General features: G+C 65.2%; 12 protein-coding genes. 2 read left to right on the top strand and 10 right to left on the bottom strand.

What is annotated here, in order from left to right; translation table 11 throughout:
• Positions 1-77: 77 nt before the first annotated feature.
• The 5 genes from LDZ23_RS17585 to amaB all read right to left on the bottom strand — a co-directional run bounded on the left by LDZ23_RS17585 (position 78) and on the right by amaB (position 4,812).
• Entirely contained in the window at positions 78-995 is a 918-nt protein-coding gene (locus LDZ23_RS17585; RefSeq protein ID WP_008353454.1) for a LysR family transcriptional regulator, read from the bottom strand.
• Positions 995-1,381: a PaaI family thioesterase gene (locus tag LDZ23_RS17580; protein WP_008353455.1), complete on the bottom strand. Its 387-nt coding sequence runs from the start codon at positions 1,379-1,381 to the stop codon at positions 995-997. Before LDZ23_RS17580 ends, LDZ23_RS17585 begins: the two co-directional genes overlap by 1 nt.
• Before the next feature lie 296 nt (positions 1,382-1,677).
• Positions 1,678-1,869 (bottom strand): hypothetical protein, encoded by a 192-nt coding sequence (locus LDZ23_RS17575; protein WP_008353456.1) that lies wholly within the window; start codon positions 1,867-1,869, stop codon positions 1,678-1,680.
• A 263-nt stretch (positions 1,870-2,132) separates the two neighbouring features.
• Positions 2,133-3,305: an NAD(P)/FAD-dependent oxidoreductase gene (locus LDZ23_RS17570; RefSeq protein WP_033536132.1), complete on the bottom strand. Its 1,173-nt coding sequence runs from the start codon at positions 3,303-3,305 to the stop codon at positions 2,133-2,135.
• Positions 3,306-3,312: 7 nt separating this feature from the next.
• A complete protein-coding gene (amaB, locus tag LDZ23_RS17565) occupies positions 3,313-4,812 on the bottom strand; it encodes an L-piperidine-6-carboxylate dehydrogenase (RefSeq protein ID WP_033536131.1) in 1,500 nt (499 codons plus the stop codon).
• 198 nt (positions 4,813-5,010) lie between these two features.
• On the opposite strand from amaB, the gene LDZ23_RS17560 reads away from it, so the two are divergent.
• Positions 5,011-5,646: a helix-turn-helix domain-containing protein gene (locus LDZ23_RS17560; protein ID WP_008353462.1), complete on the top strand. Its 636-nt coding sequence runs from the start codon at positions 5,011-5,013 to the stop codon at positions 5,644-5,646.
• A gap of 278 nt (positions 5,647-5,924) precedes the next feature.
• Here the strand turns inward: LDZ23_RS17560 and LDZ23_RS17555 are convergent, their stop codons facing one another.
• From LDZ23_RS17555 to LDZ23_RS17535, 5 genes are read right to left on the bottom strand one after another with little or no spacing between them, the layout of a single operon-like run.
• The gene (locus LDZ23_RS17555) at positions 5,925-6,746 is read right to left on the bottom strand and encodes an IclR family transcriptional regulator (protein ID WP_008353464.1); all 822 of its coding nucleotides are present in this window, start codon (positions 6,744-6,746) and stop codon (positions 5,925-5,927) included.
• A gap of 58 nt (positions 6,747-6,804) precedes the next feature.
• The gene (locus LDZ23_RS17550) at positions 6,805-7,626 is read right to left on the bottom strand and encodes a sugar phosphate isomerase/epimerase family protein (protein ID WP_008353465.1); all 822 of its coding nucleotides are present in this window, start codon (positions 7,624-7,626) and stop codon (positions 6,805-6,807) included.
• A 13-nt stretch (positions 7,627-7,639) separates the two neighbouring features.
• Complete coding sequence (locus tag LDZ23_RS17545) at positions 7,640-8,251, bottom strand: NIPSNAP family protein (protein WP_008353467.1); 612 nt, start codon at positions 8,249-8,251, stop codon at positions 7,640-7,642.
• Complete coding sequence (locus LDZ23_RS17540) at positions 8,248-9,987, bottom strand: FAD-dependent oxidoreductase (protein ID WP_244808201.1); 1,740 nt, start codon at positions 9,985-9,987, stop codon at positions 8,248-8,250. Before LDZ23_RS17540 ends, LDZ23_RS17545 begins: the two co-directional genes overlap by 4 nt.
• A complete protein-coding gene (locus LDZ23_RS17535; protein WP_008353469.1) occupies positions 9,984-11,762 on the bottom strand; it encodes an FAD-dependent oxidoreductase in 1,779 nt (592 codons plus the stop codon). Before LDZ23_RS17535 ends, LDZ23_RS17540 begins: the two co-directional genes overlap by 4 nt.
• A 94-nt stretch (positions 11,763-11,856) precedes the next feature.
• Here LDZ23_RS17535 and LDZ23_RS17530 point away from each other — a divergent pair, with 94 nt between their 5' ends.
• Positions 11,857-12,744 carry an NAD-dependent epimerase/dehydratase family protein gene (locus LDZ23_RS17530; protein WP_008353470.1) on the top strand — a complete coding sequence of 296 codons (888 nt, stop codon included), beginning with the start codon at positions 11,857-11,859 and terminating at the stop codon, positions 12,742-12,744.
• The last annotated feature ends 8 nt before the right edge of the window (positions 12,745-12,752 follow it).

Genomic DNA, 12,752 nt, shown 5'->3' with positions numbered 1-12,752 from the left:
CGAACGCTCGGGGACGTCCAACCGCATTTCGGCAAGCATCGTTCGTCAAACGCGAACGCTCGCCGGTTTTTTGAATGCTAAATGCCTGCTTCGACGGTCCGCAGATGATCGAACAGCAGCCGGCTCACGGGCGATAGCGCATCCGAATCGCGCACGACGATCACGAGGCTGCGCGCTGCCCAGTCGTCGTCGAGCGCGACGGCCGCGAGTCCGAGCTGACGACCCATCGCTTCGAACACCTGCATCGGCAGCACGCCGACGCCCATGCCCGCCTGCACCATGCGGCACACGGCGTCGAAACCGGGAACGTGGATGCGCAACCGCAGTGCGCGCCCCGCCTGACGCGCCGCGAGATGCGTGCGCTGGTTGATGGAACTCGCCGAATGCAGCCCGATGTGATCGAAGTCGAGCGTCTGCGCGAATGCGATGCTCGCGCGCTTCGCCAGCGGATGATCGCCGGGCATGACGAGCGCGAGCCGGTCGTGCCGGTAATGCGCGGTTTCGAGGCCGCGCGTGTCGGCGTCGCCGGAACAGATGCCCAGGTCGACGAGACTGTCCGCGACGCCTTCCACGATGCCGCCGCTCGGGCGCTCCTCGAGATCGATCTTGATCTGCTCGTGCACGGACGAAAACGCGCGCAAGTCTTCCGGCAGGAATTCGACGATCGCCGAGAGATTCGCCATCATCCGCACGTAGCCGCGGACGCCGCTCGCATGTTCGGCGAGTTCGATGCCGATGTTCTCGACATCGCGCAGCACGCGCCGCGCGTGATGAAGCAGCGTTTCGCCCGCCGGCGTCAGCGCCATGCCGCGCGCCTTGCGTTCGAACAGCGCGGCGCCGACGGCCTGCTCCAGTTCGAGCAGACGCTTGCTCGCCGCCGACACCGCGATCGCCTCGCGTTCCGCCGCGCGCGTGAGCGTGCCTTCCTCGAACACCGCGAGAAAGAGTTGCAGCGTCGTGAGATCGAGACGCCGAAGGAGATTGCGGGTAGCCATCAGCGCGCGTATTTGAAGGTGCCTTGCGCGCTCGCGATCATCACGCGATCGTCGACCCACGCTTCGCCGCGTGCAAAATAGACGGAGCGTCCCTGACGTTCGAGAAAGCCTTTTGCGACGACCTTGTCGCCGATGCCGCGATCGAGATAGTTCACGGTCAGCGAAAGAGTGAAGCCGTGCACAGGCGCGGCGCCGGTCGGAAAGAGACCGGCGTAGCCGCAAGCGGCGTCGAGCAGCGTGGCGATCGCGCCGCCTTGCAGGATGCGCTGCCGGTTCAGATGCCCGGCGTGTATCGGCATCGTGAATTCGGCGTAGCCCGCGCGCCATTCCGTGAGCGTCGCGCCGAGCGCTTCGAGAAACGGATTGTCCAGATCCAGGTTCGCCACCTTTGCTCCTGATTGCCTGCGTTGCGGCGATTGTGCCATCGGCGGCCAGGCGCTGCCGGGCGGCACGAACCTGTTTTCCGGACATCCAGAATGGAAAAACCCGCACGCGGCGGGTTCGATTTACGCAGTTCCGATTTACAAACTCACCGGACCGCGTTCCGTTTGGCAACGCACACAAAAATTCGCTATATGCGTTTCATGAAGGTGCGTCATGAATCGCATGGCGCATCTTTGTGCGCGTAAATATGCGTCGTGACAAAGCGTCTCACGAACGCAACACACTGCATTAAAGGGCGTCAGTTATATCCGCGAATGACGCAGGAGTTTTTTTCGTCATCGGTCTTGCCGAAACGTCCGCAAATCTCTGCGATATATTCGGGTTCGGCCGATACCTGACTCGAACGATGCGACACCGGAACGCTCGTGTCGTGCGGCAGCTCGCCGTCGTCGATCCAGGCGTAGAAATGCGCGCTCGTATTGGCTTCCATGTTTTGTCTCCTATCTATGAAGCGCGAAAAAAGCGTTTTGACAGATTCAGAATGCACTCATCGAAAGCGGCTGGCCCTAGTGGATTTCATTAATGGACGAAGCCCGCCAGCCTGACGATGATGATAAGAATGCCCGTTCGCAACGCAAATCCGAACCGGTTCCAATCCGCCTGTCTGTTTCGTAGCGAAAAAAATGCCCGGTGCATGACCGGGCAGACTTGAACCATCGATTATGGAAAGCGGCGTTGGCAGTCTTCTATCAGTTATACGACATTCTTTTCGACGATCGGCCGGCCTTCCAGCACGCGAGTCCAGTCGAGCGGCGATAAATCGAGCGTTTCGTAACGCCCGCGCAAAATCAGTTCGCTGACGCCGCGCCCTGTTGCCGGGCCTTGTTGCAGGCCGTGTCCGCTGAACCCGTTCGCGAAGATGCAATTATCGACATCCGGATGATGGCCGATGATCGCGTTCTGATCGAGCACGTTGTATTCGTAATAGCCGGACCAGCAACGCTCGACGCGCAGCGCCTCGAACGCCGGCACGCGATGCGCGAGCGTCGGCCAGATCACGTCGTCGAAGAGCGCGTGATCGACTTCGTCGAGCGGCAGGTCGTCGGGATCGTTGTCCGCCGAGGGCGACGTGCCGCAAATATACGTGCGCCCTTCAGGACGGAAATAGACGCCCGTGGGATCGATCAGCAACGGCGCGCGCTCGAGCGTCGCCGGCGACGACACATTGAAGATGCTGCGCCGACGCGCGAACACCGGAATGTCGATGCCGAGCATCGCCGCGACCGGACGCGACCACGCGCCCGCCGCGTTCACGACGACATCGCATGGATACGTTTCGCCGTTGGCCGCGCGCACGGCGTTCGCACGCCGGCCTTCGCGTTCGATGCCGACGACTTCCGTGGTCACGTAACGCGCGCCGAGCGCCTGCGCCTTGCGACGCAGCGCCTGCACGAGACCGTAGCCGTCGAACCAGCCTTCGCCGCTCTCGCCGAACGCGCCCGCCGCGAGATCGTCCGTGTTGAGCCACGGAAAACGCGCGCGCAGTTGCGCGGCGTCGAGCAGGCTGATGTCCGCGCCGAGCGCTCGCTGCAACGCGTGGTTTTGGCGCAGCGTCGACGCGCCCGCCGCCGTCGCCAGAAAGAGATAACCGCCTTCGTGCAGATCGATCGACGGACGCTCGCCGTTCACTTCGAGCCGCTCGCCGATCGAACGCAGGAAGTCGATGCCGAAGAGCGACATGCGTACCGAAAGCGGCGTCGAGAACTGCTGCCGGATCGAGGCCGCCGACAGCGCCGACGACGAACGCGCGTAAGTCGGGTCGCGCTCGATCACGGTGACTTGCACGGTCGGGTCCGATGCGCGCAGAAAGTACGCGACCGAGCTGCCGATCACGCCGCCACCTACGATGACAACGCTCGAACTCACGTTGGCCTCAGCTCAGATTGAAGTCGATGCCCTGCGCGAGCGGCAATTCCGACGAGTAGTTGATCGTGTTGGTCGCGCGGCGCATGTAGGCTTTCCAAGCATCCGAGCCCGATTCGCGGCCGCCGCCGGTTTCCTTCTCGCCGCCGAATGCACCGCCGATCTCCGCGCCGCTCGGCCCGATGTTCACGTTCGCGATGCCGCAGTCGCTGCCCGATGCGGACAGAAAGCGCTCGGCCTCGCGCAGATCGGTGGTGAACGCGCACGACGACAATCCGTGCGCGGCGGCGTTGTTCGCGGCGATGGCTTCGTCGAAATCCGTGTAGCGCATCACGTAGAGAATCGGCGCGAAGGTCTCCTTCAGCACGACCTCCGTCTGCGACGGCATTTCGACCAGCGCCGGGCGCACGTAGTAGCCGTTTTCGTGGCCCTTCACGGTCACGCGCTCGCCGCCCGTCACCTTGCCGCCTTCGCCCTTCGCCTGTTCGAGCGCGTCCTGCATGCGCGCGAACGCCTGCACGTCGATGAGCGGGCCCATCAGCACGCCCTGCTCCAACGGATTGCCGACGGGCACTTTGGCGTAGAGATCTTTCAGACGCGCGACGGTTTCGTCGTAGATGCTTTCGTGCACGAAAAGACGCCGCAGCGACGTACAGCGCTGCCCTGCCGTGCCGACCGCCGAGAACAGGATGCCGCGCAGCGCGAGATCGCGATTGGCCGTCTGCGACACGATGCCCGCGTTGTTGCCGCCGAGTTCGAGGATCGAGCGGCCGAAGCGTTCCGCGACCGCGACGCCGACCTTGCGGCCCATTTCCGTGCTGCCCGTCGCGCTGACGATGTCCGAGCGCTTGTCCGCGACGAGCGCCGCGCCGACCTCGCGCCCGCCGATGACGACCGACGCGAGGCCCGCAGGCGCCGCGCCGAATTCATCGATGGCATCGCGCAGGATGCGGTCGACGGCGAGCGCGGTGAGCGGCGTTTTCTCCGATGGCTTCCACACGACCGCGTTGCCGCACACGAGGGCGAGCGCCGCGTTCCACGACCACACCGCGACCGGGAAATTGAACGCCGAGATGATCGTGCACACGCCGAACGGATGCCACGTCTCCGCCATGCGATGACCCGGCCGCTCCGACGCGATCGTCAGGCCGTACAACTGGCGCGAGAGACCGACGGCGAAATCGCAGATGTCGATCATTTCCTGAACTTCGCCCAAGCCTTCCTGGAGAATCTTGCCCGCTTCGAGCGACACGAGCCTACCTAGCGCCTCCTTCTTCTCGCGCAGCCGATTGCCGAGCAGGCGCACGAGTTCGCCGCGGCGCGGCGCGGGCACGTTGCGCCACGAGGCGAACGCGGTGCGGGCGGCGGCGAGCGCGGCGTCGACGTCGGCGGTGGTGTTCTGCTTCACGCGGCCGATGACTTCGCCCGTGATCGGGGAAGTGACGGCGATATCGCCATCGGTGACGAGGCTCGCGATGCCGAGGTCGGAAAGAATCGATTGTGCATTCACGATGAAAGTCCTTGCGAAGCGGGTTCGTTCGTCGGAGCAAAAGTTTCTGATAAGAAACTTTCGGAAGTCAGGAGACTATACGCGCTGCCGATGGCGCTCACAACAGCCGTCAATATTAGGGTTGTCACCAGATGCGGGCCGTTCGCCGCCGTTTTGCGCGATGTTATTATCGGAAACAAAGCGCTCCCACACGTTCCCATGTCCAGCCCCGGCACCAAGAATTCGCCCGAACAATCCGCGTCCGATCTCGGTGCCCGCGTGAAACGCGCGCGGCTCGCGCACGACCTGACGCTCGAAACCGCAAGCCGCATGTGCGGCGTGTCGCGGTCGGCGCTGTCGAAAATCGAGAACGGGCTGATGTCGCCGACCTTCGACGTGCTTCAGAAAATCGTGCGCGGCCTGCAGATCGATCTCGCCGAACTCTTCGGCACCGCGCCCGCGCCGAATGCGAGCGGCCGGCGCGCGCTCACGCGCCGCAACGAAGGACAGCGCCACGCGTATCGCGGCTATCAGATGGAATTGCTCGCCACCGAACTCGCGCACAAGGCGATGCTGCCGTTTCGCATCCGCATTTCGGCGCACACGCTCGATGCGTTCGACGACTGGGGCCGTCACGAAGGCGAGGAGTTTCTTTACGTGATCAGCGGCAGCGTGTGCCTCTATTCCGAACTCTACGCACCGACGCATCTGCATGCCGGCGACAGCATCTACTTCGACAGCCGCACCGGCCACGCGGCGATTTCGACGAGCGACGAAGACGCCGAAGTGCTGTGGATGGCCACAGGCGGCGTGCCGGCGCCCTCATCCGCGCGCGATGCCGTGGACGCCGGCTGACGCGTTCATCGCAGAAAAGACGCATCGGCATTTCGTTCGGGCCGACGGTGAAGGTGCAGACCTCGTGGATATCGGCGGGATTCGTCGCGAGTTGCGCGGTGAAGTTCGCCGTCAGCATCGACACGACCAGACGCATTTCCACCGCCGCCAGACAGTGGCAAATTCGGACACGATCGGATCGAGTGGAGGAGGCATTTCAAATTCTCGTTTCATGATGAAAACGATGATAATGCGGGCGTTTTCCCCGCGTCACCTCGTCCATTCGGGCTAATCCAGCATCAGCCTGCACTGACAGCGTTCCCCTCCACCTTCGCCGCCGACCGCTTGAAATAGGGCGAACTCAACGTCGCCGCGCCCATGTCCGACGCCGCTTCCAGCAGCGCGGGCGCGAGCTCCTTCAGACGCGCCTCCGGCAAACGGCTCGTCGGCCCGGCGAGGCTCACGACGCCCACGACGACGCCCGTCACCGGATGATGAATCGGCGCGGCCATCGACGTCATGCCGGCCTCGTACGTCTCGCTCGCGATGCCGTAGCCGCGTTTGCGCGCCGCCTGCAGATCGGCGAGAAACTGCTGGATCGTCTTCGGCGCCTTCGGTCCGCCCGAGCCGGGCTTGCCGAGCCCGCCCTGCTTCGACACGAGTTCGAGCGCCTCCTCATCGGAAAGCGACGACAGCCACGCCTGTCCGCTCGCCGTGCAATGCAAGGGCGGCTGGCTGCCCATGTCCGGGTCGTAGCGCAGCCCCGACTTCGCGCCCTGCGCCTTGCCGACGAACGTAATGTGATCGTCCTCGACGACGCCCAGCCGCGCCAGTTCGCCGGATTGCGCCGCGAGCCGGTCGAGCACGGGCTGCGACACGTCGAGTACGCCGCCCGTCGACAGATAGATGAGCGCGAGCGACACGAGCTTGAGCGCGAGCATGTATTCGCCATGATCCTCGTCCTGCCGCACGTACCCTTCGTCGATCAGCATCGCGAGCAGGCGATGCGTGCCGCTGCGAGGAATATTGAGCGTGTCGGCGATGGCGGCGAGTTGCATCCGCCCGCCGTTTTTCGCCAGCAATTCGATGATCGACAACGCCCGCTCCAGATTTCCCGCCATCTTTCAGTCTCTCGAAGTTCCGATGATTCGGAATGAGAACATGATTCCACCTCGGAATTCAACCGGCGTATGTTTCCTCCAGCCATGCAATCGTCGCCTCGCGCAGACGTTTCGCACGCGTGAGCGCGCTCGCCGATTTCGCCCATTCGTTCATCGGCACTTCGAGCGAGAGCGGAAGATCGTCGGGCAACGCGCGCAGAATGCCCGCGAGATCGAGGCCGCCCTCGCCCGGAATCATCCGCTCGGCGCGCGCCTGATACAGCAACGTTTCGAGATCGCTCGGGCGCTCGGCGGGCGCGTCGCAGAACTGCACGTAACCGAACCATTCGCGCGGCAATTCGCGCAGCGTTCGCGTCGACGATCCCGTGCGGTCGAAATGGATCGGATCGACGATGAGGCCCGTATTCGCGCGCTGCGCCGCTTTCACAATGCGCGCGCCCTGCACGATGTCTTTCGCGTCGGTCCAGGGCATCGGTTCGAGCGACGGCGACAGGCCATACGGCTTCGCGAGATCGCACAGCGCGGCGAGCCGCTCGGCCGTGCGGGCCTCGTCGGGATCGTTGCCCGCGACGAGCACGTAGCGCGCGCCCAGCTCGGCGGCGGTTGCGAGCATCGGTTCGTAATCGGCGACGTTCGTGTCGGGCTTGAGGCGCAGGATTTCGGCATCCAGCACGCCGATGCCGGTATCGCGCAAAGCCGCGAGCGTCTCGCGTTTCAGCGGTGTCGCGCCGACGATCTCGTGGCGCACTTCCGTATCGGTCGCGGGCACGAGGCGCAGGCCGACGAAGTCGTAGCCCGCCTGCGCGGCGCACTCGACCATCTGCGGCGGCGTCAGTTCGAGGATCGTCAGCGCGGACAGAGATAGCTTGCGTCGTGACATCGACAATCTCCGGTTAGCGCAGCGGCGAGAACGGCGCGGGCACGTAGATGGTCGATTCCATCGTCGTCAGATGCGCCGGTCCGCCCTTCGGCGGCCAGATGCCGTCCTTCACGGCTTCCGCGCGAATCCGCGAGCGCTCGTCCACGCTCTTGTACGGCCAGATGTTGAGAAAGCGCGGCACGGTGCCGTCGAGCGCGTACATCGCGCCGATGAGCGGCGAGCGTTTCGTGCGCTCGGGCACGGCGTTCTGCCATGCGTCGATCGTGTGTTGCAGGCTCGCGAGCTTCGTGCCGTAGACGCGCATCTCGTAGATGCCGCCGTGCACGGCCGGCTCGATCAGCGGCAGGAAGGGAAAGAGCGCGTAGCTGTTCACTTCGACATCGGTGATGAACTCGCCGCAGCCGAACGGATTGCCTTCGAGCAGCAAGCGCCGGCGTTCCCCGATCAGCGCCGCTTCGGATTCGAATCCGCGCAGCACCATGACCTTGCCGAGCGCGCCGATATCCGAATACCAGCAGCCGAGCAGCTTCGAGCCGGGCGCATCGCCGCTTGCCTTGATGTTTTCGAAGACCTGCGCGTTCGCGCCGATCTTCACCGTCAACGTGACCGTGTCGTACAGAGTCATTGCAGAGTCCTTGCCTGATGGAAGTTGGAGAGATTCGTGATGCTGTCCTCGCGCGCCGGTTCGGCCAGTTCGAGGCCCGCGAGATAGCCGAAGGTCATCGCTGGGCCGAGCGTGATGCCGCCTGCGGGATAGTGGCCGCCCATCATGCTCGCGGCGTCGTTGCCGACCGCGTAGAGGCCGGGAATCGGCGCGCGCATGTCGTCGAGAACACGCGAGCGCGCATCCGTCGATAAACCCGCGAACGTGCCGAGGCTGCCCGGCACGATCTTCACCGCGTGAAAAGGCCCATCGACGATCGGCGCGAGACACGGATTCAGCTTGTGCGATGCATCGCCCTGAACGCGGTTATACGGCGTCGAGCCCTTGTGGAACTGCGGATCGAAGCCGTCTTTCGCGTAGCCGTTGTACGTGGCGACCGTATCGGCGAGGCCGCGCACATCGATGCCGCATTGCTGCGCCAGCGCTTCGAGCGTCGGCGCGGACTTGAGATATCCCGAGCGTTCGTAAGGCCGCAGCGGAAACGGAAACGGCTTCGCGAAACCGAGGCCGTATCGGCGCTGAAACCGGTGATCGCAGACGAGCCACGCGCACGTCTCTTCGCCCGGCGACGTCGTGCCGATGAGCGCGGAGATGAAGTCGTAATACGACGACGCCTCGTTCGTGAAGCGCCTGCCCGCGCGCGTGACGGCGATCAGACCCGGCTTCGCGCGCTCGATCAGATGCGGAAACGCGACTTCGCGTCCCGTGGATTTCGGCACGAGCGACACCGGCGCCCACGCGGCGGGCGCTTCGAGCGACGCGTCGAAATGCGCGCCCGCCGCTTCGCCCAGGCGAATGCCATCGCCGGTATTGCTCTTGGGCGCGGCGGACCAGTGCGGCATCACGGGAAACGTTTCGGTCTGCCGCTTCGCGTCGTGCGGATAACCGCCGCACGCGAGCACGACGCCGCGCCGCGCGCGCACGTCGTGCATGACGCCATCGATCTCGACGCGCGCGCCCGTCACGCGATTCGCCTCGCGCGTCAGCGATACCGCCTTCGCCCGCGTGCGCAGATCGACGCCGCGATCCGCCGCCGACTTGAGCAGCCGCGCGACGAGCGCATTGCCGTTCACCAGATGCATCGAGCGCCGATAACGCAGCATGTGCCACGCAAACGCGGCGAAACGCTTCGCGACGTGCCACGCCGACTTCGCGCTGCGCGTCGCGTTCAGGAAGTGCGCGAGGTCTTGTCCCGACGCGATCGCCATGCCCTTGATCGTTACTTCGGCGAGCGGCGGACGCAGCTTGTCGATGAGCGGGCCGAGCTCGCGTCCGTCGAACGGCATCGCGCAGACCGAGCGGCCGCCCGTCGCCGCGCCTTGCGTCATGTGGAAATCGGGGATGCGGTTGCCGTCGATGAAACGCATCGACGTATTGCGCTCGAAGAATTCGATCATGCGCGGACCGTGCTCGATGAGCGCATCGGCTTTCGCGGCATCGAAATGCGCGCCGAGTTCGCTCTTCAGATACGTGCGCGGCGCGCTTTCATCCTCGACGATGCCCGCGCGCGTCGCGAGCGGATTGCGCGGAATCCACATCCAGCCGCCCGACCACGCGGTCGTGCCGCCGAACACGTCTTCCTTCTCGCAGACGAGCACGGACAGGCCGCGCGTGGCCGCCGTGACCGCGGTCGACAAGCCGCCCGCGCCGGAGCCGAGCACGAGGACGTCGCATTCGAGAATCGGTTCGAGCTTCATTTGGCGTGCGCGTGCATTGAAAGATCGACCGGAAGATCGAGCGCTTCGTCCTGCTTCGGTTGCTTCGCGCGCGACGTCGCGTGGCGCGCCGCGAGATAGCCGAACGCGAGACCGGGTCCGAGCGTGATGCCGGGGCCGGGATACACGCCGCCCATCACCGATTGCGCATCGTTGCCGCAGGCATAGAGGCCGACGATCGGCCGGTCGTCGCGGTCGAGCACGCGCGCGTCGGTATCGATAACGAGGCCGGTCGCCGCGCCGATATCGCCCGGATAGAGCCGCACCGCATAGAACGGCGCCTGGCCGATCGGACCGAGGCACTTGTTCGGGCCGGTCCAGTTGGCGTCGCCGTTGGCGTTCTGATAATCGGTCGTGCCGCGCTGGAAATCCGCGTCGACGCCGGTTTGCGCGTAGCGATTCATGCGCGCGACGCTATCGGCGAGACCGGCCTTGTCGATATCGAGCTTGTCCGCCAGTTCGTCGAGCGTCTTGCCTTCGACGAGATAGCCATCGGCGAGAAACGGCGCGAGTCCCTTGCCGCCCGGACGCACCATGCCAAGGCCGTACTTGCGCAATCCTTCGGAGTCCGTGACGAGATAGGCGGGCACGGCGGGCGTCGTCTTGTTCGCCGTCTGCATCGCAATCCCGAACAGGTGATACGACGTGTTTTCGTTGAGAAACCGCTTGCCGGACTTGTCGACGGTCATCATGCCGGGCTTGCCGCGATCCATGATGAAGTGCGGAAACACGGCGGTCGTACCGTCGGCGCGCTTGCGCACGGAGACCGGCGCCCAGAACGCGTTCGACAGCGCGCCAACGCCGAAGCGCGCGCCCGCCGCGAGCGCGAGATCCTGCGCGTTCCCGCTGTGGCCGGGCGCGCCGGGACACCACGCCGCATCGGCGCCCGGCAGCATCTCGGCGCGCCGCATCGGATGACGATTGAATCCGCCGCTCGCGAGAATCACGCCGCCCTTCACGTTGACGCGCCGACGCTCGTTGATCTGGCTCAGCGTCACGGCTTCGATGCCATTCGCGCCCGCGTGCAAAGCCTCCACCTTCGTGCTCGTCAGCACGGTCACGCCGCGCTGAAGCAGCGAGTAAAGCAGACGCCCGATCAGCGCGTTGCCCATCACGAGACGCGTGCCGCGCGGCGAGCTCATGCGGTCGCGTGCATGACGCGCGAGCAGTTTCGCCGCGTGCCTGAACGATGCCAACGACTTCGTCATGTTCAAAAGATGCCCGACGTCGTCGCGGTCGACCATCATGCCGCCGAGCACGGTGAATTCGGGAATCGGCGGACGAATCAGCGAGAACGCGCGGCCGAGCTTGCGGCCGTCGAACGGCAGCGGCTCCAGCGCGCGGCCTCGCAACGTCGAGCCTTCGATTTCCGACAGATAGTCCGGATGGAACGGCCGCGCGCGATATTTGACATCGGAGTTCGCTTCGATGTGCGCGACGGCCTTCGGGCCGGCGTCGAGGAACGCGCGGCGCATCGCGGCGCTGCTGCGCTCGCCGACCGCGCGGTTCAGAAAGCCTTCGGCATTCGCGGACGAATCGTCGCGATTGACGCTCGCCGCGTGCTTCGACGCGGGAATCCACGTCGTGCCTGCCGAGTACGCGGTCGTTCCGCCGACGTATTCGGTGCTCTCGACGAGCAGCACCCGCGCGCCATCGATCGCCGCGACCAGCGCCGCCGACATGCCCGCGCCGCCCGCGCCGACCACGATTACATCGAAGGTCTCGTTCTGTTCCAGTTTGTCCAGTGTCTCCGCCATGTGCACGCTTCCTGTAGAACTCTCTTTGATATTGGAATACTATTCCAGAAACGCGACGTAAGCCAAGTTCTTTTTGAGACGATGGAGAAACGGTATGCGAGTGCTGGTTACAGGCGGAAGCGGCTTTCTGGCAGCGTGGGTCATGCGGCGGCTGCTCGCGCGCGGCATGGATGTGCGCGCATTCGATGTCCGCGAGGACGCGCGCCTTCTGTACGCGCTCGCGCCCGAACGCGCCGGTGACGTGCAATGGCGGATCGGGGATATCGGCGAGGCGCGCGATGTGGCGAACGCGCTCGACGGCTGCGATGCCGTCGTACATCTCGCGGGCGTGCTTACGCCCGCGTGCGCCGCCGATCCTGTGCGCGGCGCGCGCATCGATCTGATCGGCACGCTGAACGTGTTCGATGCGGCCATCGCGTGCGGTTTGCGCTCGGTGCTTTACGCGAGCAGCGCGGGCGTCTTCGGCCCCGACGATGGCGCGACGCCCTTTCCGCTGACGCACTACGGCGCGTTCAAACTCGCGTGCGAAGGCTCGGCGCGGGCGTACTGGCACGATCATGGAATCGCGAGCATCGGATTCCGGCCGCTCGTCGTGTACGGCGCCGGACGCGAGACCGGTTCGAGCGCGGGTCCGAGTCTCGCGTGCCGTGCGGCCGCGCGCGGCGAGCCGTACACGATTCCCTTCACGGGCGCGACCGGCCTCGTCTACGCCGATGACGTCGCCGCCGCCTACGAACTCGCGCTCGTGACCGCGTTCGACGGCGCGCACGCGTTCACGCTCGCAGGCGACATCACGCCGATGCAAAGCGTGGTCTCGACGCTCGAGCGCATCGCGCCCGGCGCGCGCATCGACGCAGCAGGCGCGCCGTTGCCCATCGCGACATCCTTTCCCGACGATCCCGCGCTCGCCCGATCGCTGCCCGGCCTTCCGAAAACGCCGCTGATCGACGGATTGCGGCAAACCGTGGCGTTCTATCGATAGACGAAGCG

The organism is Caballeronia zhejiangensis (genome assembly GCF_022879815.1).
Lineage (GTDB): Bacteria > Pseudomonadota > Gammaproteobacteria > Burkholderiales > Burkholderiaceae > Caballeronia > Caballeronia zhejiangensis.
The sequence above is the reverse complement of the archived record's forward strand: the minus strand, read 5'-3'. Positions and strand labels throughout refer to the sequence as shown.

What these genes read in the sequence shown, in the direction of transcription:
- LDZ23_RS17585 (WP_008353454.1), bottom strand. Translation starts at nt 995, where the DNA reads ATGGCTACCCGCAATCTCCTTCGGCGTCTCGATCTCACGACGCTGCAA.
- LDZ23_RS17575 (WP_008353456.1), bottom strand. Translation starts at nt 1,869, where the DNA reads ATGGAAGCCAATACGAGCGCGCATTTCTACGCCTGGATCGACGACGGC.
- LDZ23_RS17560 (WP_008353462.1), top strand. Translation starts at nt 5,011, where the DNA reads ATGTCCAGCCCCGGCACCAAGAATTCGCCCGAACAATCCGCGTCCGAT.
- LDZ23_RS17555 (WP_008353464.1), bottom strand. Translation starts at nt 6,746, where the DNA reads ATGGCGGGAAATCTGGAGCGGGCGTTGTCGATCATCGAATTGCTGGCG.
- LDZ23_RS17550 (WP_008353465.1), bottom strand. Translation starts at nt 7,626, where the DNA reads ATGTCACGACGCAAGCTATCTCTGTCCGCGCTGACGATCCTCGAACTG.
- LDZ23_RS17545 (WP_008353467.1), bottom strand. Translation starts at nt 8,251, where the DNA reads ATGACTCTGTACGACACGGTCACGTTGACGGTGAAGATCGGCGCGAAC.
- LDZ23_RS17540 (WP_244808201.1), bottom strand. Translation starts at nt 9,987, where the DNA reads ATGAAGCTCGAACCGATTCTCGAATGCGACGTCCTCGTGCTCGGCTCC.
- LDZ23_RS17535 (WP_008353469.1), bottom strand. Translation starts at nt 11,762, where the DNA reads ATGGCGGAGACACTGGACAAACTGGAACAGAACGAGACCTTCGATGTA.
- LDZ23_RS17530 (WP_008353470.1), top strand. Translation starts at nt 11,857, where the DNA reads ATGCGAGTGCTGGTTACAGGCGGAAGCGGCTTTCTGGCAGCGTGGGTC.